The sequence below is a fragment of the Mycoplana sp. 10N416 genome, assembly GCF_056394765.1.
This window is the reverse complement of record NZ_JBFTIM010000004.1, coordinates 103791-130229: the sequence shown is the minus strand read 5'-3', so window position 1 is coordinate 130229 and position 26439 is coordinate 103791. Positions and strand designations below refer to the sequence as shown.

Here is a 26439-nt window from a genome sequence, read left to right as displayed (position 1 = left end):
CTCCGCCCCCGCGCTATCCTTCGAACGCGGCATGATGCCTTGAGCGCAGACGATCCACAACAGGTTGTGAGTGCTGCGCTGCTCGCGTCACCGGCTCCCGACGTACTGAGAGCCGGCAGCGGCCGATTTGACGAAAGCATTGCGGTTCGCATCGATAGCGGCCTGAACAGCGTTCGGCCGGGCCTGCGTAGCGGCTTTGCTGCCGCCCGCCATGATGATGTCGATCAACTCTTGCACGAAGCCCTCCTGCATGCGCTCCGCGCCTTTGCGGGCCACGTAGCCCACTGCCGGGGCAGCGACGGCGCCAACCGGGCCACCCATCTGATAGCCCGCGCCGCTCGATAGCGCACCGCTGACGATCCCGGTCGGGGACAGCTTGCCCACGAGACGAAGCGCGTTTTGGTCGGGCGTGCCGGTGATGGCCTGCAACAGGGCTTCGTGCTCGTCAGGCGTAAAGCCCCGCGTTGCTGACTTGTTGTTGCGGAGCGCCTTCATTGCCTGGTGCGAAGCGTTCTCGCGATTGGCGCCCGATCCGGCAGCGGCCGCGTTCAGTTCGCCGCGGGCTGCGGCCTCGGTCACGACATTCGCCTTCGACATGCGGGACCAGAGATCACGCGCTGTCTTCAGGGCTTCGGCTCCGGCCGCCGCGTCACCGTTCAGAACCTCGCCGGCCTGCGTGTTGCCTACAAGGTCATCGATGCGATTGACGATCGCCGAAACGGCAGCGTCGTTGCTCTTATTGCCCGGAATGTAACCGCCGCTCGCGACCTTGCGCAGGGTATCAAGCCCCTTCAGTGTGACGTTGTTGCCTTGGAGATCCTGGAGCCGGCGAAGAACTGCTGCGGCTCCGGGCTGCAAGGCCGGATCAAAACCGGCATCCGTCAGCGTCTGGACGATCTCAGATTGAAGTCTGCCGGTTGCCTGGGGCGTGAAGATTACGCCGGCATTGTCCGCGGCGTCGTAAGCCTGACGTGCGGCCGTCGCTAGCGCATCCATCGTCGGGATCTGCGGCTTGGCATTGACCACGCCAGCCAGCTTGCGAGCGCCTGTCGCGACCGCTTCGCCCGCTGCATTGCCTCCAGCCCCGAAGATGGCGCCCATCAATGCGCCTTGGCCGATGTCTTGATCATGGCCGGAAGCGTTGAGCGCGCCATAGCCGGCACCCTCGACGGCTGCGAGCCCGGAGCGCGCGACCGTGCCAGTGACGCCGGGAACCGATGCGGCGATGCGAGGCAGGGATGCGCCAGCGCTCGCAGCCATTACAGGGGTGGCGATTGCCCCTCCGATCTCGGCAACGGTCGTCGCAGAGCCGCCGCGCATGGAAGCCTCGGCGCTCTTCTGGCGTTCTTCCTCGGTGCTGGTTTCGTTCATGTAGGCGGCGAGCTTGTCCGCATAACCAAAGGTCGCGCCATTCGCGATCGAGCGCACCACGTCATCGGCGGCAACGGCCGCTTTCTGATACCAGGGCTTCGCGTCGAACTCGGCTTGCACGTTCGCCGCGGTTCGCGGCTGCGGCGCGCTATCCCGCGAAAAGCCTTCAGTGAGGGGGACGCCGGAAAAGCGCGGCTTCGGCGCCTGGTTGTCCTGCTCGACGGGCGTTCCTGAAAATCGGGGCATCACGGTTTCCTATATCTCTTGCCGTCTTCGGGATCGATGTAGATCGCGCCGGACGGGAGGGCGTCGAATTCTTGCTGAGTTTCCGGGCGGGCGATGGCGGCCTGACCCGTCTGCGCTGCATTGTCCGGTGTCGCGGCGCTCGCGCCAGCGTCGGCGGTGAAGCCGGGCGGCGGGCCGGATCTCATCGCTGCGTCTATCTGCGCCCGGCGAGCGTCCAGGTTCATCCCCGCTTCCATTGCGTTTACCGCAACTTCTCGCAGCCAAGCCTTGGTCCGCAACGTCTCTGGCTTATCACCGGGCCGGGGCAGCAGCGTGGACTGATATTTTGCGATTTCAGCGTCCGGCGTCGCCGCGCCGCTTTCGTTGCGCAGAACTGACTGAACGAAACGCTCTCCTGTATTGCGTGCGTTCTGATACCGAGCCGACTGAACGTAGTTTCCGGGGTTCACCGTGCCAAGTGTCGGGGACATCTCGGAAAGGCCCTGCGCTGTCGAGGTAAGCTCCTCGCCGTCTCGGGCTAGAACCTCGTTCATAGCTCTTGCTGTCATCGAGTAGTTCGTAAGCTTGCCCTGGGCTTCGGTAAGTCCTTTGCCGCCTTGCTGCACGACAGTGCCGTCCGGCAGCGTCACGGACATGCCGGGGGCCTGTTCTTTCGGCGCGGGCTGCTGGCCGATAGCGTCAGGTCGCAAGACATATTTCGGAGCGCCGTCAGGGCCTGCGATAGCGTCAACAGGCGTATTCGCGAACACGATCGCCTTTTTCTGTTCATCCGGCAGGTTTGCGAAGATGGCTGCCTTCAGTTCGTCTTCGGTCTGTGGCTTTGCGGGGCCGACGCGCGACGGAACTGCCGGCATGTCCAGCAGCTTCATGAAGTCTTCGGAAACAGCCGGCGCGACTTGACCGGGATTAAGCGGCCCGTTCAGGCCGACTATAACCTTTGTCTGGTTATCGAGTTTGTTCGCCTGGAGAGCCCGCGCATTGTCAGCGGCATTGTTCGCGCGCGAGGTGAGATTGCTCTGGTCAACAGCGTAATAGCCCTGGCTCGGCACCCACTGACCGGCGGCAGCGCCCATTCGGTCAAAGCGGGTCTGGTCGAAGTCTTTGGCCTGGCTGTAGTCGAATAACTGGCCTAGCCGCGCCATCTCGGCGTTCTTCGAATTGGCTGTCGCCCATCCGGCCGCGTCAGCGCCGGAAGGCGGCTCAAAGAGGCTAGCGAGATTGGACGCGGCCTGAGCCAGATCGGGGCTGTTCATGTAGGGTGAATTTTTTATCGGCATTTCGCTGCTCCTAATGCGCCGTCATCGGTTCGGGATGGAACACTGCTGCGAGGGGGTTGCGGCAGATGGCGTGCGCAAGGTCTGCCTGGCTGCAGGTCGCGACCAGATCGCGCAAATGCAACGCGCGCAGTTCGCTTTCGAGAACGCGGGCAGAAGCCAATAGCCAGACATAGCGATCGAGATCCACACAGGTCAGGGCCGCGTTGGCACATCCGAGGGAATGGAAAACATGCTCGGCCGGTAGCCGCCCTTCCGTCTCGGCGGCAACCTGCGGGGCGGTGCGAAATAGGAGCCTCTGAGCATCGGAGGTGAGGACCGGATCGAGCCCGCCCATGCTGGTAGCCGCGATCAGCGCGTTAAGGCCCTCAGCGCAGGTCAGAAGGGCATTCTTGCCCTCGGCTGCGCTGCTGAGCTTGGAGATAGCGACTTGAAGAAGTTCGTTCCCGGTCATGGCGTTGATCCGAATATGTCGGCTTCTTCGGCCGTTCCCAGAAATTGCTCGATCGTCCCATGCTCCCGATCCCGGCGCCGCTGTTCGGTGTCCTGGCGATGCTCGGCAATTCGGGCGTAGTGGATGAGGCATTTCACGCGGGTACGGTCATCGGTGTAGCGATCGGCGCCGGTATCTTCTTTGTCGATTGCCTCGACCAACCGCGCGGCGGCCAGCAGGCCCTCGGTCAGATGCTCGACCTCGATCTTTCCCATGTAAGGGTCAGACGTACCCCACCGGATGGCGTTTCCAAGCGCTCCGTAGACGCCGGCGAGCAGATCCCGTGTCGGTAGGCTATCCGGCAACTCCCATCTCTCGCGTCGTGGGTCGGACAGTTCCAGAATGGTCCCGAGACCCATCTGAAGATTGAAAGTCCAGTTCGACTGCCCGCCGACCAGGCGCAACTGCTGGATTGCGTGGGCTGCGCTCTGATTGGCTGCTTCTGTGTAAACTCCGTGCACGGCTCGACCTGCTTCGACGTTGATGTTGTCGAAGTTTCGGCCCTGTGGGTCGACTGATCTACCCCTCCGTTTGCGGAGGAATAGTGCGAAGGGTTCGGCGGGATCGAAACGGCTCATCGGCATATCGCATAGTCACGAACTGGCACGTCGGCGAGGTGCTGACAGGGTTTGTTCGATTGACGAGAGAGCACGAAGGCCCAGCGACGCGGCTGCCTGAAGTCCGCTGTTTACTGACAGGCCGAAGATAGCACGGTGAGGCCTGGGAGGCCAGCGCGACGGCAGCGGGTGGCGAGGTGAAAAGTTCTAGCGGGGCGTAAATTTCTAGAGGGGTCGGATGCCCATTCCCCGCGACGCTGGCGAGTATGCCGGAGGGGGGATCGGGGGTGCGGGTGGCACCCTCCGACGCGGAGGTGACGACGGCGCGAACGCCTCGGCCCGTTGCGCCCGATGACCGAGCCGCCTGAAAGAACGGCCGTTGACAGGGCCGCAGATGGTGTTACATTAATGGCAACGAACGTAGACGAAAACGTAACAGAGGCAGGAACGGCGATGGCGGATGGCAAATTCATAGGCTATTATCGGGTGAGCACGGCACGCCAGGGCGCCAGCGGCCTCGGGCTCGAAGCTCAGCAAGAAGCTGTCCGCGCCTACCTGAACGGCGGCAACTGGCAACTGGTCGCTGAGGTGACGGAAGTCGAGAGCGGAAAGCGCAACGATCGCCCGAAGCTTGCCGAAGCGCTCCGGCTCTGCAAGCTGCATGGCGCGACCCTGATCATCGCCAAGCTCGACCGTCTCGCCCGTAACGTCGCGTTCATTTCGAACCTGATGGAAAGCGGCGTGGACTTCACGGCCGTTGACTTTCCGAAGGCCAATCGCCTCACGGTCCACATCCTCGCCGCCGTTGCAGAGCATGAGCGCGAAATGATCTCGCAGCGCACGAAGGCCGCTCTTCAGGCAGCAAAGGCGCGTGGCAAGCGTCTAGGGGGTGATCGTGGCAACTTCGCCGACGTTCGGGCGCTTGGTCCTGCCGTAAGCGTTGCCGCCCGCAGCAAGAAAGCCGACGAGCGCGCCGCACTGGTCGCGCCGATCATCCAAGAGCTACAGGCTTCCGGCGCGTCCCTGCGCACCGTCGCGGCGGAATTGAATGCTCGGGGCATCCCGACGCCTCGCGGCGGCGAGTGGAGCGCGGTGCAGGTCAAGCGAGTTGCCGAGCGCGCCGCTTAACCGAAGACCAGCCGGCGCCTCAGTTTGCACAGCCGAAGTCTGACCAAACGGCAGCGCCCCGGTCTTAGCCGGGGCGCTTTGCTTGTCTGGATAGCTGGCTCAGGCGTCGATCGGCGCCAGGGTGGCGTTATGTGCGTTACAGATGGCTTGCGCCCGTTCGGCGATGGCGAACGGAACTAAGCCTTCGATAAGTACGCGGGTCGTCCCAACCTCAATCTCGGGGTGGTCGACCACATCGAGACGGCCCCCTGCGCAGCGGGCGAATAGCGCGTTGATCTCAATCGCTACTTCCACTGGAACGAGACCGTCAACTACGAAGTGGCCGTCTGGCCCTCGCGGTGTCTCCGACATAACCGGGTCGTCCCAGTTCATAATTTGGAATTTCGCCGCGCGGTCGAGGCGTTCGCGAGAGGTAAAGTCGATTGGCATGCTCAGTTCCTCGCTTAGGTCGTTGTTGATGACTACCAAGTTACAAAAAAGGGTCACGCTAAGTCAATGATTTTATTTGTCTTTTTTGTATCGCACCTGTTGCGCTACCAACGATACAGAAGTTACGCGGTCGACAGAAAAGCACGGCCTAATCGAACGCGCCGCCCTCGTCATCTGCGTCAAGCTCTCTGAGCAACGCCTGCTTTTCGTTCTCGATCCGGTTCGAGAAGTCCCGCAACTCCTGCATGGACATTTGGTGCAGTTCCTTCTCAGCCTCGGTGTTTGTCCGGTCAAAGAAGCCGTTGGCGCGCAACAAGCTTGTGCCAGCCGTGCTCTTTGCCGGTGCCGGCGCCTTTGGATCACGACACACGCTCACCAGGGCCTCCACGGCCGCGATTACGCCCTCGGTCTGCAACAGATGCTTGGCCCGCTCCATTGCCTCTCTACGTTCGCTTGCCGCGCTCATCCGAATACACCTCGATCTAGATTGGCCTGCTCTTGCTCTGCGAGCCGGCGATAATGGTCCCGCGCCGCTTCAAGCGCCGCGGCTTGTCTCTGCAGTTCGGCGAGCTCGGCAGAGACCGGCCGCGGATCTTCTTTCTCCATCCGCTGGCGAAGCTCTTTCGCATGCTGTCGGTCTTGCCTCTTGCGGGCTCTGTCCGCTGCCGGGCCGGGCTGGTGCGTCCTATGCCATTGCTGGTGCGCTTCAAGCTGCTCAGGGCTCATCTTGGCCCGGCGCTTCGCTCGGGCCTTCTTGTCGCGTTCGATCTGCTGGAGCTTCCGCTGCAATTTCGCTTCAGCGTTCGGCGCATCGCCATTAGGGAACAGATGCCGGTGGTAGTCCGTCCCTTTGCCTGTTCGCCCCCCGTGGAGGTAGCAGCGGCCGTTTTCCTTCGCGAGTTGCATACAAGGCTCGCCGTCGCGCTTTCGCTTCGCCCCGCACTTGGGCAGCGTCTCGCGCTTCGCGTTCCATCGCTTGATGGCCTCGCGGCTGATCATTCGCCACTGCGTAGATTGGCGCCATGCGCTCAGTCGGTCGCTCTTCACAGCACTCTCCAAACAAGGGGTATTGAGGTATCGAAGATTGAGCGCTCCAGACCATGGGCGCCCCGATAGCTCCAGACGGATAGAAGGACAGAATGTCTGGTCTCGCGACCCCAATAGCCCAAGGGGTGGAGGCGGCAGCGCGGCTGGCGCGCAGCGCAGCCTCTCCCCCGTAGGGGTGCAATTCTGCGCACGCAATTCTGCGCACCTGAGAACCCCTGAGAAACAAGGAGTTTTGCGCAATTCTGCGCAATTTCGCGCACTCCGATTCTGCGCAAAGCTCTGCGCAATGATTTCAATGACTTAGCAGGATTTGCGCAAGATTGCGCGCAGAGCTTTGCGCAAGTTCTGCGCACTTTGTTCGCCCGTCTCATTCGAATACTCCGGCATCTGGTGAAGCCTTCGCGGACACTTTGTCGGGAACGACGATGTAGCCGTATTGCTTCTGACGCTGATCATTCTTGCCGATCACATCGAACCTGATCGCCCCGCGCGCCTCCAGGCGATGCAGCGCGTTGGTGATGTCGTCCATTGAGAACGCTGCCAAGATGTCGGAGGCTCGCCGCTCAAGCACTCTCGGGGCGAAAAGGCCGCTGCGGGGCTTGTCCGACATCGGAACGCCGGGCAGATCGAGCAGGGCCGAAACAACCGCACTTTCTGCGGCGTCGTTCAGGCTCGGAATGGCCCCGGATGCGCTTGCATCGCGAAGGGTCGCAGGAGCGCTGCCGGCGAGGACATCGAACGCGCCACGGTTCCAGCGCAGCTTCAGGCCGGCGCCCTTCGCCCCATAGTTCAGCTTCATGTTTGTGAGCTGCCGGATATCGCCGCTCTTTGTTTTGCCCGGATATTGCAGATACAGGCGCGAGCGAGAGGCGTTGCTCCAGCCGGTTGAACCGGAGGTGCCGTCGCCGGAACTCTTGCCCGCAGCGGACGGATGGCCGAGCGCAATGACAGAGCCGCCGATTGCCCGGCCCAAGCCGCCAAGGAAACGTTTCACGAAGTCGTTGACCAAAACTCGGTCGATCTCGGAACCCGCGTAGATGTCGGCGATCGTATCAAGGATCAGCACATCGGCATCGAAGGCAACGGCGTCCTCGCGGATTTGGTGCCAAAAAGCCGTCTTCGCGAGCGTCTGGCTCTTCCGATCAAAGGTGGCGATGAAGTTGTCCTGAAAGTTCCGCGACACCAGGCGCAAGTTGCCAAGCTCGGAGAAGCTGACACCGAGCGACCGGTTTATATCGATCTGGCGACGGTGAAGCTCGGCCGCGCTGTCCTCGCAGAAGATGCACATGACCCGAGCCGGGCGAGTGATCTGGCCTAGCCAACTCCGGCCCGTTGCCGCTGCCGTCGCGTACTGGTGCGCCAGCAGCGTTTTGCCGATGCCGCCGTCTCCGTAAAGCAATGTCACTTCGCCGCGCGGTATCCAGCCCTCAACCTCCCACTCGCGAGGAAGCGGCTCGATACCCTGCCAATCTCGGCTAGGGTCAATCCAGCCCAAGGGTGGCAAATCAGACGTTGCCTTCGGCGCGCGTTCGACCGCCTGGGGCTCTGCGTGGAAGCCCTCGGCAATCAGTTCCTCGACCTTGGCGACAGACAAGCCGCTATCGCTCAGCGTGGCCCATCGGTCTACCAGGCTCGCGAACGTGGCCGGGTTGGCGATCCGCAGGGAAGCTAGCAGCCCGCCATTTGCGCGGATGTCGTCAGCGTCCCACGTTCCCGGCTCCCGCTTGCCGAAGCCTTGCCAATCGACAAACTCGAAGACGCGGGCAATCTCCAGATCGGCGACGTTGTAGCCCATGGCCTGGGCAACGGTCAGAGACGCGCTTTTCCAGTCGGCTGAGCCCGCGTAAGTCGGGAAGTCGTCGGAGCCGAGCCGGCGGCAAAGCCATGTGACGGCCTGCGCTGGAGTTGGGCGCCGGGCGCTGTCCTCGGCGACCTCGAAAACCTCGCCCTCTCCGGGCTGGTATTCCGGCGAGCCGCCAAAGTGAATTTCGCCCTCGTCATCGATCTCGCCAAACTCGCAAATCAGGCTGACGGGGTTATGCGCCCGGCGCGTCCCCCAATCATATATACCATCAGGGTAGATCGTGAGATCTTCCTCAAGCTCGCGGTCCAAGTGATCGGCGCCGATCCGCAATTCGCCTTCATCGTTGCCGACGTTCAGGCCGAGCCCAAGCACATCAGGCAGCCATTCCCTTTTGCGCTCCAGCGCCGCGCGCGTGATCGGGTCGCGCACCTTCGCCGAGACGGCGCCGGGCTTGCGGGAAGGTTTCTTGCCGACGGTGTAGCCAAGAGCTTCGGCCTTCTCCTTGATGCGGGCGAAGATGACCGAGATACCCTGTTCATCGATCAGGGGGAGATCGGACAGATTGTGTTCGGTGAGCGTGTTCATCTGCGGAACGCCGCTTTGGTGCATGCCGCTGACAACGACTTGCTGGCCTATTGCCAGGAACTCCAGTTGATGCCGATGGCCCTCGGCCTCGAAGAACATCTCTTCCTTGTAAAGTTCGTCCTCGGTCCGGGCGAAATAGACGGTGCTGGTCGAGTTGGACCGCTCACGGCGCGGCATGCCATTGGGCGACATGCCGAAGCGTTCGGCCAAGACGTTGCGAATTTCGGTGGCAAGTCGGCGGGCCTGCACATCGTGCGGAGCCATTGACGACGGGTCCACCTTGATATCGATGTCAAAAGCGACGGGTCCAAGGCCGGTGCGAATGCCGATCCCGGTTTCGGCCGGCAAGGTCTTCCACGTTCCGAGATCGATCGGCGGCGCTTTCGTCCAGTTCCAGGCGTTGCGCCAGTTCGTTCCATTCCACTCGCCGGGAACCTTGCCGTTCGCGGGGCGGGATTGCCCGCTGACATAGCAGCCGCAGGGAATGAGTGGCAGCATCAGGTTGCCATAGCCGCGAGCATTGAGCGCTCTGGCGCGCTGGTGTACCGGAAGCAACTCAGGGACCGCCGGTTCAGACTTTGCCGCGGCTGTTGCGGGAGGCTGCGGCGGCTCGGTTTTCGGCGGTTGCGTGGCACTTCTGGCTTGAACCGCGTCCGCGAGAGAATTGCCGTTTCGGCTTCCTTGGTGTATAATGTTCATATCACTTGCTTTCGATAGACCCGAGACGCCCTGCCAGGCGCTCGGGTTTGCTTTTTCGGGGCTATCCGTTGTTGATCACAAGCCGGAGCTTCGGCCTCGGCTTCGCGGCCGCCCGCGCCCTGAGCAGGACCGCGAGGCATTCCGCGTCGATGAGTATTCGGCCTTCCGGTCTGGCACTTTCGAGCTTGCCGCATTGTGCAAGGCTTCGAATGTGGCCCGCGGACCAGCCAGACCTTGAGACGGCTTCTTTGACCGTGAGGTATTCGATAGTTGGCATTGTGCTGATTGAGCGCATGGTCGTCTCCTGTGCTTCGAACGGAAATGGTCAGCCTGCGGAGTTGGCAGTTCTACCCCCGCTTTGGGGTCTGCCAGTAGTCGACACGTTCAGGTCTTCGAGCACCCACTCGCGTAGGCCGATGGCCGCGTCGATCGTTCGGGCGAGGTCAGCCCCGTACAGACCGGCAAAGCGCTTGCCCGCTCTGGCCTTGGTGTAGCAGCGTTCAAATGAGCCCATAGGCCAGGTAATGAGCTTTTCGAACAGGACCGGCCACATGTACCCGTCTTCCTTGTCGAGCATCCTGGTCAGCCTGCGGCCCATGACCATCCAGTCATAGACGCCGCAATCCCACACATGAGGCATTCCCTTGAGCCGCACGCGCTCAAACTCGCGTCGATGCCGCACCGTCATAGTCTCGATATCATCGAAGACCCCATGACTTTCGACCGCATCGCGAACGTTCTTGATACTCAGGCGGCGGTTGGCTTCGGACTTCGGAATGCCGTCACGTAGATGATCGGCTGTCATGGAATAGACGGCATTTTTTGAGGCCGTAGGGTTTCGGCCTTTTATGCCGGCGGCCACGAAAGCGATGACCGTGCGGCTTGGTCTCAGCGGTAGGTGCGGCGGCACTTCGCGGCGCCTGTTACCCTTCTTCGGGCGGGGCGTCTGCAACTCGTCCAGCCTGTCCGCGAGATCCCGAGCGATAATTTCGTTTCGGTAAGCCGCGAATTCAACGCTAGCGAAGTAGTCGATTGTTTCGGGGGCAGTTGCACCCAATCGCGCCGCTACGTTGGCGTGGATCTGGGTCTTTATGCAGGCCGTTAAGTCGGCATCGACCCGATACGATTTGTCAGCATCGGCTTCGCACCAGATAATGATGCACTCTTCGAGGAAGGCCTGACGGCTCTTGAGATGCGGCTTAAAGTAAGAGCCACCACTGCGCCGGGCGCCGGTCATTGCTGCGCCTCCGGCGAGGGCCAGTCCTCGATTGCTTCAAGGTAGGCGATCACACTCGCTGTTCTAATGACCGTCTTTCCGCCTATGCGGGAGAAGGTCAGCTTGCCGCCGGCCTGCAAACGATAGAGGCTCGACCGCGAAACGCCCAATACTTCTGAAGCCACGCGAAGGGGCAGTACAGGCTTTTGAAACCATGGGACGGTGGACGCGGTATTGACCGCGGGAATGGCTGCGTTTGGCATCTGACGCCTTTCATACGGGCGCCGAGGCCCGCGTTAATGGTGGGGTTTTTCCATCGCGGGTTCTTCCATTCGTAAAATTCGTGCTGGTTCTAAAAGTCTTGATGCGACGACTAAGACGTAATTTGAATCACTTTTGGACAAATAGCAAGCTCAAATTCTGCTAAGCTATTGATAAACGTAAGACATTTCGCACAGGGCTCTCCCGTAAGATGCCGGCTAGACTGGATTAATTGGGCCTCGGCAGTTGCCGGAAAAATCTGAACGTTGACCATGGCGATCGGCCTACAGACACGGAGGACAAGGTACGCAACAGGAAGCAAGCCGCCCGATCGAACCGGGGCGCAGGGCAAAGCAGGCGCCATCCTAACGCCGAGCGCGAGTTAGGGTAAAAGTTGGGGCGAACACCCGAAACTGTCAAATTGTCCAATGATTTCAAGGGTGGCTGGCGGACAGAGAGGGATTCGAACCCTCGATACGCTTTCACGTATACACGCGTTCCAGGCGTGCGCCTTCAACCACTCGGCCACCTGTCCGTCCGCAAACGACCGGCGGTCAACCCGGTGCGGGCCGCTTCGCTGATTTCCAGTTTGGCGGGACGGCGCGATATATACCGATGATGGCGGAAGGATCAACCGCTTTCTCGCAGATTTTTGCCCTCGGCCGCTTCGCGCTTCCGCGCGGAGCGGATTGCAAGCCATGATCGATGACCCTATCTATTGGCGGAAGGGGCGTTTTGCGCCATACCGCTCCTTTGGAGTCCGGCAATCCATGTTCCGCTTTGTCTTCAGGCTGCTCAGCCTCATCACCCTGGCGATGGCCATCATGGCGGCGACGCTGGACGCCATCCAGTCGGTCGCAGCGTCCGAACCGGTGCTCACGCCCCTTGCGGTCGCCTGGACCGCCGCCAGCCCGCAGTCGATCGCTTTTGTTGCCGACATGATCATGAACAGGCTTAGTCCCCTGCTTTGGGATCCCGTGGCCTTGTGGGTGCTTTCGCAGCCGGCCGCCGCCGTGCTTTTGGCACTTTCGCTACTGTTCTGGATGGTGGGCTACAAACGCCAGCCCTTCGCCGGACGTTTCACCGCCTGACCGGGTTCGAATGGCGCGACTGGTCGGCTAAAGAGGAGGATCCCGCGTGTTTCTGATCGACATGTTCAACAAGAAGACCACGATGCCGACGCCTGAGGGCGCGCTGCCCGGCCGGCCGGACCCGATCCCGACGGCCGAAACCCATTTCATCAACGGCCACCCATTGGGAGAGCCCTACCCGGACAACACACGCTCCATCCTGCTCGGGCTTGGCTGCTTCTGGGGTGCCGAGCGGCTCTATTGGCAGGTTCCCGGTGTCTGGGTGACGGCGGTCGGCTATTCCGGCGGCTACACGCCGAACCCGACCTATCAGGAAACAACGACGGGCCTGACCGGTCACACGGAGGTGGTTCGAGTCGTCTATGACCCGCAGGCCGTCTCACTCGAAGAACTGCTGAGGATCTTCTTCGAGCAGCACGACCCGACGCAGGGCATGCGGCAGGGCAACGACATCGGCACCACCTATCGCTCGGCGATCTACACCAACAGCGACGATCAGTTGGAGGCGGCCGTGAAGGTGCGCGACCAATACCAGGCGGCGCTGGATGCGGCCGGGCATGGCGGCAAGGTCACGACGGAGATCGCCCCCGCCGGTCCGTTCTATTTCGCCGAACCCTATCACCAGCAGTATCTCGCCAAGAACCCCGGCGGCTACTGCGGCCTGCGCGGCACCGGCGTCTCCTGCGCGATCGGCTGACGGATTGCAACGAAGCAGCCCGGCAAGCCCCTGCGAATCCGGGCGACAACGTTTTTTTACCAAGTGAAAAATTTCTGGTGAATTTTTCCTACAACCATGCAAGGATCGCGGCCGTCTGACCCTAGGGAACGGGGTCGGCAACTCCGCACCCGTCATTTACGGGACGTGCGGGAGGGACCCGACATAATCAGAGCAACAGGGCTGCACGATGAAAAAAACCTTACTGACTTTTCTTGCCACCGCGGCGATGTCGGCGACGGCGCTTGCGGCCGACATCAAACCGGCGATCATCTACGATCTGGGCGGCAAATTCGACAAATCCTTCAACGAAGCAGCCTATAACGGCGCCGAGAAGTTCAAGACCGAGACCGGCATCGCGTATCGCGACTTCGAGATCGCCAACGACGCCCAGCGCGAGCAGGCACTGCGCCGCTTCGCCGGGGACGGCAACAACCCGATCGTGATGGCCGGATTCTCCTGGGCCGCCACGCTGGAAAAGGTCGCAGCCGAGTATCCGGACACGAAATTCGCCATCATCGACATGGTCGTCGACAAGCCGAACGTCCGTTCGGTCGTCTTCAAGGAAGAGGAAGGCTCCTGGCTCGCCGGCATCCTCGCCGCCATGTCGTCCCAATCCAAGACCGTCTCCTTTGTCGGCGGCATGGACATTCCGCTGATCCACAAGTTCGCCTGCGGCTATATCGGCGGCGCCAAGTCGACGGGTCCGGACGTCAAGGTGCTCGAAGCCTATACCGGCACGACGCCGGACGCCTGGAACGACCCGGTCAAGGGCGGTGAAATCGCCAAGTCGCAGTTCGACCAGGGTTCGGACGTCGTCTACCACGCTGCCGGCGGCACGGGCGTTGGCGTCCTGCAGGCGGCAGCGGATGCCGGCAAACTCGGCATCGGCGTCGACTCCAACCAGAACATGCTGCATCCGGGCAAGGTGCTGACCTCGATGCTCAAGCGCGTCGACGTCGCCGTCTACGACGCCTTCAAGTCGGCGAACGAGGACAAGTTCACCCCTGGCATCAACGTGCTTGGGCTCAAGGAAGACGGCGTCGGCGTCGCGATGGACGACAACAACGCCTCGCTGATCTCGGCAGAGATGAAGTCTGCGGTCGAGAAGGCCAAGGCCGATATCATCGCCGGCACGGTGACCGTCCACGACTATATGTCGGACGAGTCCTGCCCGTACTAATAGCACTCGAACAAAAAGCCCGCCGGATCGCAACGGTCCGGCGGGCTTTTGCGTATCCGCTTCCAGACGTCAGTAGTGCGGCGGGCGCGTGATCGGCGGCGCTTCGAGCGAACTTTCCTCGAGAACGAGGAAGCGCTCCGTCAACCGGTCCAATTTGGTCCGCATTTGCTCGACGACCTTCCACTGTTCGGCCATCTGGCCGGACAGCTCCTCGATCGTCCGGTCCTGATGGGCGATATGCTCCTCAAGGGCCGCGATGCGGCCCGAGCTGTCGTCGTCGAGGGGCACTGGGTTGGTCATTGTTCGATCGGCCATGCTATGGCCGCCTTCCGTTTCATTGCGGTGGATCTATCGAATGGCGAGGCAGGCCGCAATGATGCTGGACAAGCGGACCGGAAGCAACAAGACTGGACCTGAAGAATCCGCAGCAAGCGGACGGACGGCTCCCACGCGGAAAAACAACGGATCGTCATGGGCGAATTGGCTATCGAATTGAAGGGCATAGACAAGAGTTTCGGGCTCGTCCATGCCAACAAGGACATCAACCTGAAGGTCCGCAAGGGCACCATCCACGGCATCGTCGGCGAGAATGGCGCGGGCAAGTCGACGCTGATGTCGATCCTCTATGGCTTCTACCAGGCCGACCGCGGCGAGATCCTGGTCGACGGGCGCCCCATCGACATTCGCGACCCGAACACGGCGATCGCTGCCGGGATCGGCATGGTCCACCAGCACTTCATGCTGGTGGAGAACTTCACCGTGCTGGAGAATATCATGCTCGGAGCCGAGGAAAGCCGGATCCTCAACGCGGGCATCGCCAGGGCGCGCGCCGAGCTCAAGCGGCTCGAAAGGGAATATGCACTGGAGGTCGATCCGGACGCTGTGATCGAGGAACTGCCGGTCGGTTTGCAACAGCGCGTCGAGATCCTGAAAGCCCTCTACCGCAAGGCCGACATCCTGATCCTCGACGAGCCGACCGGCGTGTTGACCCCCGCCGAAGCCGACCACCTGTTCCGCATCCTCGAGCAGCTCAAGGCGCAGGGCAAGACGATCATTCTGATCACCCACAAGCTGCGCGAGATCATGGCGATCACCGACGAGGTCTCGGTCATGCGCCGCGGCGAGATGGTGGCGACGCGCGAGACTGGCAAGACATCGGTGGAGGAACTGGCAGAGCTGATGGTCGGCCGACGCGTGCTGCTGCGGGTGCAGAAAGGCGAGGCGCAGCCGGGTGACGTGAAGCTCTCGGTCGAGAACCTCACCGTGCGCGACAGCCGTGGCGTGACGATGGTCGACAACGTCTCCTTCGACCTGCGCGCGGGCGAGATCGTCGGTATCGCCGGGGTTGCCGGCAACGGCCAGTCGGAGCTGCTGGAGGCGATTTGCGGCATGCGCCGCGCCGTGTCAGGCAGCGTGCTCCTCAACGGCGAAGCGATCGACGTCACCGGCAATGCCGATCCGGCGGAGCTTCGCGCACGCGGTCTGGCGCATGTTCCCGAGGACCGCCACCATGTCGGCCTCGTGCTGAAGTTCGAGGAAAGCGAGAATGCCATCCTCGGCTACCACGACGATCCGAAATACCGGAAGGGCTTCCTGCTCGACATCGACGCGATCCGCGCAGATGCCGAGGAGAAAATCGAGAAGTACGATATCCGCCCGCCGAATGCGCGGCTGAAGACCGCCAACTTCTCCGGCGGCAACCAGCAGAAGATCGTGCTGGCGCGGGAAATGGAAAGAGACCCGGACGTGCTCATCATCGGCCAGCCGACGCGCGGCGTCGACGTCGGCGCGATCGAATTCATCCACAAGCGCATCATCGAGATGCGCGACCAGGGCAAGGCGGTGCTGTTGGTATCCGTCGAACTCGATGAGATCCGCGCGTTGTCGGACCGAATTCTCGTCATGTTTGCCGGCCGCGTCGTCGGCGAGCGCGCCCCCGATGCCTCCGAGGGCGAGCTTGGCCTGCTGATGGCCGGGGTGGAAGGCCGGAAGGAGGCCGCAGAATGAGCGTACCCTATGCGAAACTGCCGGCCTGGGCCGAGTACGGCCTCATTCCGCTCGTCAACCTCATCGTCGCCTTTGCGGTGGCCGGCCTCGTCGTGCTGCTCGTCGGCGAGAGCCCGCTTGAAGCGGCCTACCACATGATCAACGGCGCCTTCGGGCGCGGCGAGTACATCGGCTTCACGCTCTACTACGCCACCACCTTCATCTTCACCGGCCTTGCCGTCGCCGTCGCCTTCCACGCCGGACTGTTCAACATCGGTGGCGAAGGACAGGCCTACGTCGCCGGCATCGGCGTGGCGCTCGCCTGCCTTTCGCTCGACCGGATCATGCCCTGGTATGTGGTCTTCCCGGTGGCGATCCTCGGCGCCGCCCTCTTCGGTGCCGCCTGGGCCTTCATCCCGGGCTGGCTCCAGGCCAAACGCGGCAGCCACATCGTCATCACCACGATCATGTTCAACTTCATCGCCGCGAGCCTGATGAACTACATGCTCAACCGGGTTATGAAGCCGCTCGGCTCGATGTCCCTGGAGACCCGCACCTTCGAGGCCGGCGGACAATTGCCGAAGCTCGACTGGCTGATGAAGATCTTCGGGCTGAGCGTCGGCACCTCACCTTTCAACGTCACCTTTCTCCTGGCGCTCGCAGCCGCCTTCGGCGTCTGGGTGCTGATCTGGCGCACCCGCCTCGGTTACGAGATGCGCACCATGGGGCATAGCCCGGCGGCCGCCCGCTATGCCGGCATCAAGGAGGCGCGCATCATCGTCATCACCATGATGATCTCCGGCGCGCTCGCCGGGATGATGGCGCTGAACCCGATCATGGGCGAGACCTACCGGATGCAGCTCGACTTCGTCCAAGGTGCCGGCTTTGTCGGCATCGCGGTGGCGCTGATGGGGCGCTCGCATCCCGCCGGCATCATTCCGGCGGCGATCCTGTTCGGCGTGCTCTACCAGGGCGGGGCGGAGATCTCCTTCGAGATGCCGTCCATCTCGCGCGACATGATCGTCATCATCCAGGGTCTGGTGATCCTCTTTGCCGGTGCGCTGGAGCACATGTTCCGCCCCGCCATCACGCGCGCGGTCCTCGCCGTCTCCGGGCGCGGACACACGGAAGCAGCGGTCAAGGGAGCCTGATACCGATGGATCTTCTGCAGCTCTTCCTTGAACTGGCCCAGTCGACGGTGCGCCTTTCCACGCCGCTGATCCTGGCGGCACTCGCCGGCCTCTTCACCGAGCGGGCCGGCGTCTTCGACATCGGCCTCGAGGGCAAGATGCTGGGCGGCGCCTTTGCCGCCGGCTGCGTCGCCTTTGTCGCCCAGTCGGCCATGGCCGGACTATTGGCGGCGGTCGTCGTCTCCGTCCTGTTGTCGCTGGTGCACGGCTATGCCTCGATCACCCAGCGCGGCAACCAGATCGTCTCGGGCGTCGCCATCAATTTCATCGTCGCCGGCTCCACCGTCATCCTCGGCCAAGCCTGGTTCCAACAGGGTGGCCGCACGCCGGCGCTATCCGAAGGGGCCCGTTTCCAGGAAATCGAGCTGCCATTCGCCGAGGCACTCCGGAGCGTGCCGCTCGTCGGACCGGTCTATGCCGAGCTGCTCTCCGGCCACGCTGCGCTGACCTATTTCGCCTTCCTGATGGTGCCCTTCACCTGGTGGGTCCTCTACCGCACGCGCTTCGGTCTTCGGCTGCGCGCCGTCGGCGAGAATCCGGGCGCGGTCGATACCGCGGGCATCTCGGTCATCTGGATGCGCTACCGCGGCGTGATCTGCTGCGGCATCCTGTGCGGGGTCGCCGGCGCCTATCTCTCGCTCGCCGCCAATGCCGGCTGGACGAAGGGCATGACGGCCGGCAAGGGCTACATCGCGCTGGCCGCGCTGATCTTTGCCAAATGGCGGCCGGTCAATGTCATGTTCGCCTGCCTGCTGTTCGGCTTCCTCGACGCGTTTGCGATCCGCTACCAGGGAACGCCATTGCCGTTGATCGGCAAGGTGCCGGTCCAATTGATGCAGGCGCTGCCCTATATCCTCACCGTCATCCTGCTTGCGGGCTTCATCGGCAAGGCGATCCCGCCCAAGGCCGGCGGTGTGCCCTATGTGAAGGAGCGCTGAGATGTCCCACGACCTGTTCGAAGCGGCACGCGACGCGATGGCGCATGCATATGCCCCCTACTCGAAGTTCCCGGTGGGGGCCGCGATCCGCGCCGAGGACGGCAAGGTCTACACCGGCGCGAACATCGAGAACATCTCGTTTCCGCAGGGCTGGTGCGCCGAGCCGACCGCGATCGGTGCCATGATCATGGCTGGAGCGAAAGCGATCGTGGAAATGGCGGTGATCGCTGAAAAGCTGCCGCTTTGCCCGCCTTGCGGCGGCTGCCGGCAGAAGATCGCCGAGTTCGCGTCGCCCGCGACGCGTATCTATCTGTGCGACGAGACCGGCGTGAAGAAAATGATGACGATGGACGAGCTTCTGCCGCACAGCTTCGCGACGGAGGTGATCGGATGAAAGCTGTCGTCGACCATCTCACCCCGCGGCTCGGCGGCCTTGCGCCGCGCTACGGCATCGTGCTCGGCTCCGGCCTCGGCTCCCTCGTGGAGGCGGTGGAAGGCGCGGTGCGCATCCCCTACTCCGAGCTCCCGAGCTTCCCGGTCAGCTCCGTCTCCGGTCACGCCGGCGAGATGGTGATCGGCCATCTTCGCAGCGTCCCCGTCATCATGCTTTCCGGCCGCGTACACTACTATGAAAAGGGCGACGCGAATGCGATGCGCGGACCGCTCGAAGTGCTGAAGGGTCTCGGCGTCGACTCGCTCATCCTGACGAACTCCGCCGGCTCGCTGCGCGAGGACATGCCGCCCGGCTCGGTGATGCGGATTGCCGACCACATCAATTTTTCCGGCGCCAACCCGCTGATCGGCGTTGAAAGCGACGAGCGCTTCGTCGGCATGACCAACGCCTATGACGCCGGGCTCGCGGCACGGATGGAGGCGGCCGCCAAGAAGACCGGGACGCCGCTGCATCAAGGCGTCTACATGTGGTTCTCGGGACCGAGCTTCGAGACGCCGGCCGAAATCCGCATGGCGCGCACCTTCGGGGCGGACGCGGTGGGCATGTCGACCGTGCCGGAGGTGCTGATCGCCCGCTTCCTCGGCTTGAAGGTCGCAGCGGCCTCCGTCATCACCAACTTCGGGGCGGGCATGACGGGTGCAGAACTGAGCCATCACGAAACCAAGGACATGGCGCCGGTCGGCGGTGGGCGGCTGTCCGCCATCCTTGCGGAGATGATCGCGGATGGAGAGTAGGACAATGACCGAAACAACCCCTCGCCTTGTCGCCGCGAAAGCCCTTTCGCTGCTGGACCTGACCGATCTGACCGACAATTGCGACGCGGCGGCGATCGAGCGCCTGTGCCAGCAGGCGCAAACGCCCTTCGGCAACGCGGCAGCGATCTGCATCTGGCCGCGCTTCGTTCAGCAGGCGCGCGCACTGCTCGGTCAGAACAGCCCGGTCCGGATCGCCACCGTCGTCAATTTCCCCTCCGGTGATCTGCCGGTGAATGAGGTCGTGGCAGAAACGAAGACGGCAATTGCCGATGGCGCCGACGAGATCGATCTGGTCATCCCCTACAGGAAGCTGATCGCGGGCAACGAGCAGGCGGTGCGCGAGATGGTCGCCGCTGTGCGGGCCGTTTGCACGGCCCCCATCCTGCTCAAGGTCATTTTGGAGACCGGCGAGCTCAAGGAGCGCGACCTGATCCGCAACGCCTCGCATCTGGCGATCTCCTCTGGAGCCGACTTCATCAAGACCTCGACCGGCAAGGTCCCGGTCAACGCCACGCTCGAGGCGGCCGACATCATGCTGAACGCCATCCGCGAAAGCGGGCGCAATGTCGGCTTCAAGCCGGCCGGCGGCGTGCGCACCGTCGGCGACGCTGCCCTCTACCTCAACCTCGCCGCGGCGATCCACGGGCCGGACTGGGCGATCCCCTCCACCTTCCGCTTCGGCGCGTCTGGCCTCCTTGGCGACATCCTTGGCACGCTCGAAGGCAGACAGAGCGGCAGCGCGAACGCGACCTACTGAGATGCTCCCGCAGGAGATCATACGCCGCAAGCGCGACGGCGCGGAATTGACGGATGAAGAAATCGCCGGCTTCATCGCCGCGCTGACAGACGACACTGCAAGCGAGGGACAGATCGCAGCCTTCGCCATGGCGGTGTGGTTTCGCGGGATGGACGCACGCGAGACCGTGGCCCTGACCCAGGCTATGCGCGACTCGGGCGACGTCCTCGACTGGCGGGACATCGACCGGCCTGTCGCCGACAAGCATTCGACCGGTGGCGTCGGCGACAATGTCTCGCTGATGCTGGCGCCGATCGCGGCCGCCTGCGGGCTGGCCGTGCCGATGATCTCCGGTCGCGGTCTCGGCCATACGGGTGGCACGCTCGACAAGCTGGAATCGATCCCCGGCTACATGATCAATCCCCCCGACAGCCTGTTTCGCCGAGCGGTGCGGGAGGTCGGTTGCGCCATCATCGGCCAGAGCGCCGATCTGGCGCCCGCGGACCGGCGCCTCTATGCCATTCGCGACGTTACGGCCACGGTCGATTCCGTGCCGTTGATCACCGCCTCGATCCTGTCGAAGAAGCTTGCCGCAGGGCTCCAGTCACTGGTGCTGGACGTCAAACTCGGCAACGGCGCGTTCATGACGGACCGGCCCGACGCCGAGAGGCTTGCCCGGGCGCTGGTGGACGTGGCCAACGGCGCGGGCCTGCGCAGCACTGCCCTCATCACGGACATGAACCAGCCACTCGCCGATGCCGTCGGCAATGTTGTCGAAATCGAGAACTGCCTTGCCTTTCTCAAGGGAGAAAAACCCGGGACGCGGCTCGAAGCCGTGGTTCTGTCCCTTGCGGCCGAGATGCTGGTTGCCGCCGGAATCGACCCGGACGGCACGGCGGCCCATGCAAGAGCGCAGCGCGTGCTGTCGGACGGCAGCGCCGCCGAAGCCTTTTCCCGCATGGTCGACCTCCTTGGTGGCCCGGCCAGCCTGCTCAACGGCGCCAGCTCGATCCTCGCCAAGGCGCCGATCATCCTGCCGGTCACCGTTGACGAGACCGGCTACCTGACGGCGTGCGACACGCGCGGTCTCGGGATCGCGTTGATTGAACTCGGCGGTGGCCGCACGAGACCGGACCAGGAAATCGATCCTCGCGTGGGTTTCGACCGGCTGCGCCCGCTCGGGACATGGATCGACAAGGGCGACGAGATCGGGCGCGTGCATGCCCGCACACTGGATGAGGCGGCTGCCGGCGCCGCGCGTCTGCGCCGCCTCTATACGGTTGGCGAGGTGGCGCCGGGACCGGATTATCCGATCGTCAGCCGGATCAGCGGATGAGCCGCATCTGCGCGCCATCGACCTGGTAGGACGACAACCCCTTCAGGAAGGTCATGCCGACCAGCATCCCCGAGAGCGCCTTGTCCTCCAGCACCATCGCGCCGACATTCGGCACGCTGATGGAACCGATCGCCACACTGTCCAGCCGGACATAGGCTGCGCGCGCCTTGCCGTTCGCCGTGTCGACGGCATAGCGGAAGTCGAGGTTCTTGCGGGGAATGCCGAGTCGTTCGGCGGTCGAGAGATTGATCGCCACCATGCTGGCGCCGGTGTCGACCATGCCCTTTTCTTTGCGGCCGTTGATCGTGAACACACCGGAAAAATGGCCGGTGGCGTCTGCTTCGAGCGTCACGCCGCGACTGCCGGTGTAGCGCGCGGTCGACACCGGCTGGGCCTTTGGTGCATCCACCGCCTTCGTTTCCGGCTTGGCCGGCAGATAGGTGCCGGCAAGGCCGGGCACATAGACGGCGGCAACGGCAATGGCGGCAACCACGAACAGACTGCGGGTGAGCATTGGCATCTCCTTTGGGAAACATCCCGACTAGAGCATGCCCGGGTTGATGGAACGGAAAAACCGTCCTCGCAGTCCCGTTTTGCCACAACGAACCGGCGCCATGGCTAACGGCGGATTAACGCCCTACTTCGTGCCGTACATCCGATCGCCGGCATCACCGAGGCCGGGCATGATGTAGCCCTTTTCGTTCAGGTGACTGTCGATCGAAGCGGTATAGATCTTCACGTCCGGATGCGCCGCCCGGAAGTTCCGGATACCCTCAGGTGCCGCCAGCAGGCAGAGGAAGCGGATGTTGGTGGCGCCGCGCTCCTTCAATTTCTCGATCGCCGCGATCGCCGAGTTGCCGGTCGCCAGCATCGGATCGACGACGATGACCAGGCGCTCGCCCAGGAGATCCGGCGCCTTGAAGAAGTACTCGACGGCCTCGAGCGTCTCATGGTCGCGGTAGACACCGATATGCGAGACGCGGGCCGAGGGAACGAGTTCGAGCATACCCTCGAGCAGGCCGTTGCCGGCACGAAGGATCGAGGCGAACACGAGTTTCTTTCCCTCAAGGATCGGCGCGTCGATGGCCTGCAGCGGGGTCTCGATGCGTTCGGTCGTCAGTTCCAGATCGCGCGTCACCTCGTAGCAGAGCAGCGTCGAAATCTCACGGAGGAGCCGGCGGAAGCTGCCGGTCGAGGTCTCCTTCTTGCGCATGATGGTCAGCTTGTGCTGCACGAGCGGGTGATCGATGACTGTGACGCCGTCCATGGACAAACCTTCCCTGGTTCTGTGTTGATCGCCCCTTTTTCCACGATAACGCCCTCGCCCGCAAGGGACGGGCGCAGTCTACGACGGCTCATCCCCGATCGAGAGAAACGCCGTCGGCGGCGTCAGAGGCGCTCAAGGAGCGCTGCCCGCGTCGCCTCGTCGACGAAGGCGGCGTCGATGGCGGTCCGGGTCATTTCATCAATCTCCGCCCCGGTGAATCGCATGGCCTCGCTGGCAACGGCGTATTCGCGCTGGAGCGAGGTCTGGAAGAATGGCGGGTCGTCCGAGTTGAGCGTGACTTTGACGCCGGCGACATGAAGCCGGCGAAGCGGATGGGTGGCAAAATCCGGGAACACGCCGAGCGCGACGTTTGACCCCGGGCAGACTTCGAGCACGACACCTTCGTCCGCCAGCCGATCCACGAGTGCCGGATCCTCGATGGCCCGCACACCATGGCCGATGCGGCTGGGACGGACATGGTCGAGAGCGTCGCGCACGCTAAAAGCGCCGCACAGCTCGCCGGCGTGTATGGTGATTCCGAGACCGGCATCTCGCGCGATGTCGAAGGCGCGGGCGTAGTCGACAACTCGCCCGACGCGCTCCTCACCCGCCATGTTGAAACCGGTGACGAGCGGATCGCGGCAATTCGCGGCATAGCGCGCCGCCCATTCGACCTGCTCCGGCCCCTTGTGCCTGAGGCCGATGACGACCATTCGGCACTCGATCCCGGTGCGAATCTTCGCTGCCTCGATGCCTCGGCTGATGCCGGCAATGTATCCGTCAGCGCCCAGCCCGACCGCCTCGCCATGGTCGGGAGAGACGAAGATCTCGCTGTAGACGGTGCCCGCCGCAGCGAGTGAGCCGAGATAGGTCTCGGTCAGCAATGCGTAGTCCGACTCGGTGCGAAACAGGCTTGCGACCGCATCATAGGCGGCAAGAAAGCTCGTGAAGTCATGCCAGACATAGGCGCCGTCGCGCAGAAAATCGCGGGTGTCGACCCCGTACTTGCTGGCCTGTGCCTGCGCCAGCAACGGTGGCGCGGCCCCTTCGAGATGACAGTGCAGTTCTACCTTCTTCAGGTGCCCGATCACAAAAAGCTCTTTCCGTAAGGGCCGGGTGTGAGACCCAGGTGCTTTGCAATGGTTTGTCCGATGTCGGCAAAGGTCGTGCGGGTTTCCATCAGGCGGGACCGGATGCCCGGACCGAAGGTCAGGATCGGCACCCGCTCGCGCGTGTGATCGGTGCCGCGCCAGGTCGGATCACAGCCGTGATCGGCGGTGAGAACGAGGAGGTCGCCGGGACGCATCTTGCGATCGACCTCCGGCAGGAGCCGGTCGAACGCCTCAAGCGCCGCAGCATACCCGGCCACGTCGCGGCGATGGCCGTAGAGCATGTCGAAGTCGACGAAATTGGCGAAGACGAGGTCGCCGTCCTTTGCCTCGTCCATGGCCCGCAGCGTCGCCTCGAAAAGCGCCCGGTTGCCGTCCGCCTTCGACAGTCGGCCGATCCCCTTATGCGCGAAGATGTCGCCGATCTTGCCGATGGCGTGAACGGTGCGCCCTGCCTCGGTCAGGCGATCCAGCAGCGTCGGTTCCGGCGGCGGCACCGAATAATCGCGCCGGTTGCCGGTCCGCGTGAAAGTCGCCGGCGTCTCGCCGACAAAGGGACGCGCGATCACCCGGCCGATCCTGCCGCCGGGCCATTCGTCGAGAATGATCCGCACGGTCTGGCAGAAGGACAGGAGCCGGTCTAGGCCGAAATGGGCCTCGTGTGCTGCCACCTGGAAGACGGAATCGGTGGAAGTGTAGCAGATGGGCTTGCCGGTTCGGATGTGCTCTTCGCCGCACCGGGCGATGATCTCGGTTCCGGATGCATGGCAGTTGCCCAGAATGCCCGGAACCTTGCCGAGTTCGCAGATGGCGGTGACCAGCTCGGGGGAAAAGGCGTCGCCTTCGGAGGGAAAGTAGCCCCAATCGAACATGACCGGGGTCCCGGCTATCTCCCAGTGGCCCGACGGCGTGTCCTTGCCGCGCGAGACCTCGGTCGCGGCCCCGTGGTGACCGAACACGCGCTCGGGTACGTCCATGCCGGCCGGAAAGCGCCCGGTCGCGGCACGCGCGACGTGCAGCAGGCCGAGAGTCGACATATTCGGAAGCTTCAGCGGACCGTGCCGCAGGCCGGCCCGATCGGCAGCGCCGGCGGCGCAGAACTCGGCGATATGTCCGAGTGTATCGGCGCCGTCATCACCGAAGGCGGCGGCGTCCGGCGCCCCGCCGATGCCGAAGGAATCGAGTACGAATAGAAACGCTCTGGCCATCCGCCACCTGCCGAAATCGGAACAGTGCACCCGCCACCCCGGGCCGGAGCAGCGAACAGCCGTCGAAATGACACAGAAGACGCCGTTCGCTCAAGAAAAATCAGTTCTTCACGCAACCGGGCCACTGTTTGACGGCATTCGCGGCCATCGTACAGGAAATCGTGTCGCCTTTGCGAACGCGGCTGAGGCTGGTGCGGCGGAATGTCGGGGGTTCCAGACGCCAGGCGATCTCGCGGAGAAAGAGCAGGTATTTGTATTTCATCGACACTTGGGTCTGGACGTAAAACGACCTGCTCATTCTCATGTCTGCCGCCAGCGCAAACGGATCGCCCTTGGCGGGTGTGCTCCCGGTGGCGGCATTCTGCCAATACCAGGCGACCGTGGCGGTGCCAGCGTCGTCCACCTGAACCCCGGTGACCTTGATCTCGAAATTCTCGCTTGTGAAGGGGGCAATCACGTTGAGGGCTATGTCCGTCGCCGCTCCCTGCATGTCCTTCTCCACCGAAACGGTTTCGCCCTGGGTCAGAAAGTCGGAAATCGTTGCCGAGGCCCGGCCGACCTTGTTCAGGAACGACATGGCAACGGAGGTTTCATAGGCGCCGATATAGGCGACGAGCAGCAGGGGGACGAGGATCGCGAACTCGACCGCGCCCACTCCCTCACGCGCCGACTTGAGCCGTCGCAACGTTGCGATCATGTCGGCAAGGAAATGCGTCCGCCCGTTGCCACGTACCGTCATTTGTAGTCCTCGTTCCTGAACACAGCCGTTGCGACCAATAGTTGCTGGTTGATCGAAGACCGCTGCGCTTCCGGCCTGTGAAAGGTTACCAGCCGCAGGTAATCAACAATGACGGGCCAGGTGTAATAGGAACGCACGATGTTGATCGATGACTTCCCACCAGGTGTGAAGTTGTTAGGGAGAGAGCTTGGAATGGTCGTCGGCTCATTGAACGAAGTGACGCTGCGCACGTCGATGTGCAGGCGTGACGCTATCATTGCCTCCTCGGGCGTGCAGGAAAGGAGGACGACCAGTTCGTCGCAAAACAGCGCGCGAAACTGCTCCTTCGTCTTGTCTGTCGGGCGTCCCGTGTTGAAGGTGATCTCGCCCATGCGGATTTTGCGCGCCATCGCGTCGTTGGCGTTGAGCAGGACCTGCTCGGCAACATAGGCGACACAGGTTTCGATGATCGCAAACACCACGCCAAGGAATATGGGCGCCAGAATCGCGAACTCCAATGCAGTGGCACCCCGGCGATCGCCGAGGAAGCGCCTGAAGGACCCGGATTTCCTGCTTGCCCGCTTGCCGATTGTCAGCATGGTTGCGACACACCCTACGCCCGCATCGCCGGTCCATCATCGAT

General features: G+C 63.0%; 28 protein-coding genes and 1 tRNA gene. 11 read left to right on the top strand and 18 right to left on the bottom strand.

The annotated features are described in order from the left end of the window. Positions 1 to 87: 87 nt before the first annotated feature. Genes AC1DDS_RS09955 through AC1DDS_RS09940 form a run of 4 tightly spaced genes read right to left on the bottom strand, consistent with a single transcriptional unit; the run spans position 88 to position 3845 of the window. Positions 88 to 1617, bottom strand: a complete 1530-nt coding sequence (locus AC1DDS_RS09955; protein ID WP_477478756.1) for a hypothetical protein — start codon at positions 1615 to 1617, stop codon at positions 88 to 90. Continuing rightward, entirely contained in the window at positions 1617 to 2894 is a 1278-nt protein-coding gene (locus AC1DDS_RS09950; RefSeq protein ID WP_477478755.1) for a hypothetical protein, read from the bottom strand. The genes AC1DDS_RS09955 and AC1DDS_RS09950 overlap by 1 nt, the downstream gene beginning before the upstream one ends. A gap of 10 nt (positions 2895 to 2904) precedes the next feature. Beyond that, complete coding sequence (locus AC1DDS_RS09945; RefSeq protein WP_477478754.1) at positions 2905 to 3345, bottom strand: hypothetical protein; 441 nt, start codon at positions 3343 to 3345, stop codon at positions 2905 to 2907. After that, complete coding sequence (locus AC1DDS_RS09940) at positions 3342 to 3845, bottom strand: hypothetical protein (protein WP_477478753.1); 504 nt, start codon at positions 3843 to 3845, stop codon at positions 3342 to 3344. Before AC1DDS_RS09940 ends, AC1DDS_RS09945 begins: the two co-directional genes overlap by 4 nt. Before the next feature lie 549 nt (positions 3846 to 4394). Between AC1DDS_RS09940 and AC1DDS_RS09935 the strand changes: the two genes are divergently transcribed. Further along, positions 4395 to 5069 carry a recombinase family protein gene (locus AC1DDS_RS09935; protein WP_477479013.1) on the top strand — a complete coding sequence of 225 codons (675 nt, stop codon included), beginning with the start codon at positions 4395 to 4397 and terminating at the stop codon, positions 5067 to 5069. A 99-nt stretch (positions 5070 to 5168) separates the two neighbouring features. Here AC1DDS_RS09935 and AC1DDS_RS09930 read toward each other — a convergent pair whose 3' ends face one another. From AC1DDS_RS09930 to AC1DDS_RS09900, 7 genes are all read right to left on the bottom strand, one after another. Further along, complete coding sequence (locus AC1DDS_RS09930) at positions 5169 to 5498, bottom strand: hypothetical protein (RefSeq protein WP_477478752.1); 330 nt, start codon at positions 5496 to 5498, stop codon at positions 5169 to 5171. 148 nt (positions 5499 to 5646) lie between these two features. Continuing rightward, entirely contained in the window at positions 5647 to 5964 is a 318-nt protein-coding gene (locus AC1DDS_RS09925) for a hypothetical protein (protein WP_477478751.1), read from the bottom strand. After that, the gene (locus AC1DDS_RS09920; RefSeq protein ID WP_477478750.1) at positions 5961 to 6497 is read right to left on the bottom strand and encodes an HGGxSTG domain-containing protein; all 537 of its coding nucleotides are present in this window, start codon (positions 6495 to 6497) and stop codon (positions 5961 to 5963) included. The genes AC1DDS_RS09925 and AC1DDS_RS09920 overlap by 4 nt, the downstream gene beginning before the upstream one ends. A 415-nt stretch (positions 6498 to 6912) precedes the next feature. After that, positions 6913 to 9282 (bottom strand): AAA family ATPase, encoded by a 2370-nt coding sequence (locus AC1DDS_RS09915; RefSeq protein ID WP_477478749.1) that lies wholly within the window; start codon positions 9280 to 9282, stop codon positions 6913 to 6915. Positions 9283 to 9958: 676 nt separating this feature from the next. Continuing rightward, on the bottom strand, positions 9959 to 10870 hold the full coding sequence (locus AC1DDS_RS09910) for a hypothetical protein (RefSeq protein WP_477478748.1): 912 nt from the start codon (positions 10868 to 10870) through the stop codon (positions 9959 to 9961). Continuing rightward, positions 10867 to 11112, bottom strand: a complete 246-nt coding sequence (locus tag AC1DDS_RS09905) for a helix-turn-helix domain-containing protein (RefSeq protein WP_477478747.1) — start codon at positions 11110 to 11112, stop codon at positions 10867 to 10869. Before AC1DDS_RS09905 ends, AC1DDS_RS09910 begins: the two co-directional genes overlap by 4 nt. A gap of 443 nt (positions 11113 to 11555) precedes the next feature. Next, a tRNA-Ser gene (locus tag AC1DDS_RS09900) sits at positions 11556 to 11645 on the bottom strand. A 235-nt stretch (positions 11646 to 11880) separates the two neighbouring features. On the opposite strand from AC1DDS_RS09900, the gene AC1DDS_RS09895 reads away from it, so the two are divergent. The 3 genes from AC1DDS_RS09895 to AC1DDS_RS09885 all read left to right on the top strand — a co-directional run bounded on the left by AC1DDS_RS09895 (position 11881) and on the right by AC1DDS_RS09885 (position 14099). After that, positions 11881 to 12201: a hypothetical protein gene (locus tag AC1DDS_RS09895; RefSeq protein WP_477478746.1), complete on the top strand. Its 321-nt coding sequence runs from the start codon at positions 11881 to 11883 to the stop codon at positions 12199 to 12201. A gap of 46 nt (positions 12202 to 12247) precedes the next feature. Next, entirely contained in the window at positions 12248 to 12898 is a 651-nt protein-coding gene (msrA, locus tag AC1DDS_RS09890; RefSeq protein ID WP_477478745.1) for a peptide-methionine (S)-S-oxide reductase MsrA, read from the top strand. Between the two features lie 208 nt (positions 12899 to 13106). Beyond that, entirely contained in the window at positions 13107 to 14099 is a 993-nt protein-coding gene (locus AC1DDS_RS09885; RefSeq protein WP_477478744.1) for a BMP family lipoprotein, read from the top strand. A 69-nt stretch (positions 14100 to 14168) separates the two neighbouring features. Here the strand turns inward: AC1DDS_RS09885 and AC1DDS_RS09880 are convergent, their stop codons facing one another. Further along, positions 14169 to 14399, bottom strand: coding sequence for a SlyX family protein (locus AC1DDS_RS09880; RefSeq protein WP_405030147.1), 231 nt, complete (start codon positions 14397 to 14399; stop codon positions 14169 to 14171). Positions 14400 to 14570: 171 nt separating this feature from the next. On the opposite strand from AC1DDS_RS09880, the gene AC1DDS_RS09875 reads away from it, so the two are divergent. The 7 genes from AC1DDS_RS09875 to deoA are packed head-to-tail and all read left to right on the top strand — an operon-like array spanning position 14571 to position 21494. Beyond that, positions 14571 to 16106 (top strand): ABC transporter ATP-binding protein, encoded by a 1536-nt coding sequence (locus AC1DDS_RS09875; RefSeq protein ID WP_477478743.1) that lies wholly within the window; start codon positions 14571 to 14573, stop codon positions 16104 to 16106. Beyond that, the gene (locus AC1DDS_RS09870; RefSeq protein WP_310412348.1) at positions 16103 to 17236 is read left to right on the top strand and encodes an ABC transporter permease; all 1134 of its coding nucleotides are present in this window, start codon (positions 16103 to 16105) and stop codon (positions 17234 to 17236) included. Before AC1DDS_RS09875 ends, AC1DDS_RS09870 begins: the two co-directional genes overlap by 4 nt. Positions 17237 to 17241: 5 nt before the next feature. Then, positions 17242 to 18213 carry an ABC transporter permease gene (locus tag AC1DDS_RS09865; RefSeq protein WP_477478742.1) on the top strand — a complete coding sequence of 324 codons (972 nt, stop codon included), beginning with the start codon at positions 17242 to 17244 and terminating at the stop codon, positions 18211 to 18213. 1 nt (position 18214) lies between these two features. Continuing rightward, positions 18215 to 18607, top strand: coding sequence for a cytidine deaminase (locus tag AC1DDS_RS09860; protein WP_477478741.1), 393 nt, complete (start codon positions 18215 to 18217; stop codon positions 18605 to 18607). After that, positions 18604 to 19401, top strand: coding sequence for a purine-nucleoside phosphorylase (locus AC1DDS_RS09855; RefSeq protein WP_477478740.1), 798 nt, complete (start codon positions 18604 to 18606; stop codon positions 19399 to 19401). The genes AC1DDS_RS09860 and AC1DDS_RS09855 overlap by 4 nt, the downstream gene beginning before the upstream one ends. Positions 19402 to 19405: 4 nt before the next feature. Continuing rightward, on the top strand, positions 19406 to 20179 hold the full coding sequence (gene deoC, locus AC1DDS_RS09850; RefSeq protein ID WP_477478739.1) for a deoxyribose-phosphate aldolase: 774 nt from the start codon (positions 19406 to 19408) through the stop codon (positions 20177 to 20179). A 1-nt stretch (position 20180) separates the two neighbouring features. Then, positions 20181 to 21494, top strand: coding sequence for a thymidine phosphorylase (gene deoA, locus AC1DDS_RS09845; protein ID WP_477478738.1), 1314 nt, complete (start codon positions 20181 to 20183; stop codon positions 21492 to 21494). Here the strand turns inward: deoA and AC1DDS_RS09840 are convergent. From AC1DDS_RS09840 to AC1DDS_RS09815, 6 genes are all read right to left on the bottom strand, one after another. After that, positions 21484 to 22008, bottom strand: coding sequence for a TIGR02281 family clan AA aspartic protease (locus tag AC1DDS_RS09840; RefSeq protein ID WP_477478737.1), 525 nt, complete (start codon positions 22006 to 22008; stop codon positions 21484 to 21486). The genes deoA and AC1DDS_RS09840 overlap by 11 nt on opposite strands. A 123-nt stretch (positions 22009 to 22131) precedes the next feature. Next, the gene (gene upp / locus AC1DDS_RS09835) at positions 22132 to 22761 is read right to left on the bottom strand and encodes a uracil phosphoribosyltransferase (protein WP_477478736.1); all 630 of its coding nucleotides are present in this window, start codon (positions 22759 to 22761) and stop codon (positions 22132 to 22134) included. A 122-nt stretch (positions 22762 to 22883) separates the two neighbouring features. Next, complete coding sequence (locus tag AC1DDS_RS09830) at positions 22884 to 23852, bottom strand: adenosine deaminase (protein WP_477478735.1); 969 nt, start codon at positions 23850 to 23852, stop codon at positions 22884 to 22886. Beyond that, complete coding sequence (locus AC1DDS_RS09825) at positions 23849 to 25078, bottom strand: phosphopentomutase (RefSeq protein ID WP_477478734.1); 1230 nt, start codon at positions 25076 to 25078, stop codon at positions 23849 to 23851. The genes AC1DDS_RS09830 and AC1DDS_RS09825 overlap by 4 nt, the downstream gene beginning before the upstream one ends. Positions 25079 to 25178: 100 nt before the next feature. Next, a complete protein-coding gene (locus AC1DDS_RS09820) occupies positions 25179 to 25817 on the bottom strand; it encodes a TadE/TadG family type IV pilus assembly protein (RefSeq protein ID WP_477478733.1) in 639 nt (212 codons plus the stop codon). Then, a complete protein-coding gene (locus tag AC1DDS_RS09815) occupies positions 25814 to 26395 on the bottom strand; it encodes a TadE/TadG family type IV pilus assembly protein (RefSeq protein WP_477478732.1) in 582 nt (193 codons plus the stop codon). The genes AC1DDS_RS09820 and AC1DDS_RS09815 overlap by 4 nt, the downstream gene beginning before the upstream one ends. Positions 26396 to 26439 lie beyond the last annotated feature (44 nt).

Excerpts from the sequence above, each read along its gene's own strand:
- AC1DDS_RS09815 (WP_477478732.1), bottom strand. The coding sequence starts at position 26,395 with ATGCTGACAATCGGCAAGCGGGCAAGCAGGAAATCCGGGTCCTTCAGG.
- AC1DDS_RS09950 (WP_477478755.1), bottom strand. The coding sequence starts at position 2,894 with ATGCCGATAAAAAATTCACCCTACATGAACAGCCCCGATCTGGCTCAG.
- AC1DDS_RS09875 (WP_477478743.1), top strand. The coding sequence starts at position 14,571 with ATGGGCGAATTGGCTATCGAATTGAAGGGCATAGACAAGAGTTTCGGG.
- AC1DDS_RS09840 (WP_477478737.1), bottom strand. The coding sequence starts at position 22,008 with ATGCTCACCCGCAGTCTGTTCGTGGTTGCCGCCATTGCCGTTGCCGCC.
- deoA (WP_477478738.1), top strand. The coding sequence starts at position 20,181 with ATGCTCCCGCAGGAGATCATACGCCGCAAGCGCGACGGCGCGGAATTG.
- AC1DDS_RS09925 (WP_477478751.1), bottom strand. The coding sequence starts at position 5,964 with ATGAGCGCGGCAAGCGAACGTAGAGAGGCAATGGAGCGGGCCAAGCAT.
- AC1DDS_RS09935 (WP_477479013.1), top strand. The coding sequence starts at position 4,395 with ATGGCGGATGGCAAATTCATAGGCTATTATCGGGTGAGCACGGCACGC.
- AC1DDS_RS09945 (WP_477478754.1), bottom strand. The coding sequence starts at position 3,345 with ATGACCGGGAACGAACTTCTTCAAGTCGCTATCTCCAAGCTCAGCAGC.
- AC1DDS_RS09825 (WP_477478734.1), bottom strand. The coding sequence starts at position 25,078 with ATGGCCAGAGCGTTTCTATTCGTACTCGATTCCTTCGGCATCGGCGGG.
- AC1DDS_RS09855 (WP_477478740.1), top strand. The coding sequence starts at position 18,604 with ATGAAAGCTGTCGTCGACCATCTCACCCCGCGGCTCGGCGGCCTTGCG.
- deoC (WP_477478739.1), top strand. The coding sequence starts at position 19,406 with ATGACCGAAACAACCCCTCGCCTTGTCGCCGCGAAAGCCCTTTCGCTG.
- AC1DDS_RS09905 (WP_477478747.1), bottom strand. The coding sequence starts at position 11,112 with ATGCCAAACGCAGCCATTCCCGCGGTCAATACCGCGTCCACCGTCCCA.
- upp (WP_477478736.1), bottom strand. The coding sequence starts at position 22,761 with ATGGACGGCGTCACAGTCATCGATCACCCGCTCGTGCAGCACAAGCTG.
- AC1DDS_RS09885 (WP_477478744.1), top strand. The coding sequence starts at position 13,107 with ATGAAAAAAACCTTACTGACTTTTCTTGCCACCGCGGCGATGTCGGCG.
- AC1DDS_RS09930 (WP_477478752.1), bottom strand. The coding sequence starts at position 5,498 with ATGCCAATCGACTTTACCTCTCGCGAACGCCTCGACCGCGCGGCGAAA.
- AC1DDS_RS09920 (WP_477478750.1), bottom strand. The coding sequence starts at position 6,497 with ATGATCAGCCGCGAGGCCATCAAGCGATGGAACGCGAAGCGCGAGACG.
- AC1DDS_RS09880 (WP_405030147.1), bottom strand. The coding sequence starts at position 14,399 with ATGACCAACCCAGTGCCCCTCGACGACGACAGCTCGGGCCGCATCGCG.
- AC1DDS_RS09955 (WP_477478756.1), bottom strand. The coding sequence starts at position 1,617 with ATGCCCCGATTTTCAGGAACGCCCGTCGAGCAGGACAACCAGGCGCCG.
- AC1DDS_RS09895 (WP_477478746.1), top strand. The coding sequence starts at position 11,881 with ATGTTCCGCTTTGTCTTCAGGCTGCTCAGCCTCATCACCCTGGCGATG.
- AC1DDS_RS09870 (WP_310412348.1), top strand. The coding sequence starts at position 16,103 with ATGAGCGTACCCTATGCGAAACTGCCGGCCTGGGCCGAGTACGGCCTC.
- AC1DDS_RS09910 (WP_477478748.1), bottom strand. The coding sequence starts at position 10,870 with ATGACCGGCGCCCGGCGCAGTGGTGGCTCTTACTTTAAGCCGCATCTC.
- AC1DDS_RS09860 (WP_477478741.1), top strand. The coding sequence starts at position 18,215 with ATGTCCCACGACCTGTTCGAAGCGGCACGCGACGCGATGGCGCATGCA.
- AC1DDS_RS09865 (WP_477478742.1), top strand. The coding sequence starts at position 17,242 with ATGGATCTTCTGCAGCTCTTCCTTGAACTGGCCCAGTCGACGGTGCGC.
- AC1DDS_RS09820 (WP_477478733.1), bottom strand. The coding sequence starts at position 25,817 with ATGACGGTACGTGGCAACGGGCGGACGCATTTCCTTGCCGACATGATC.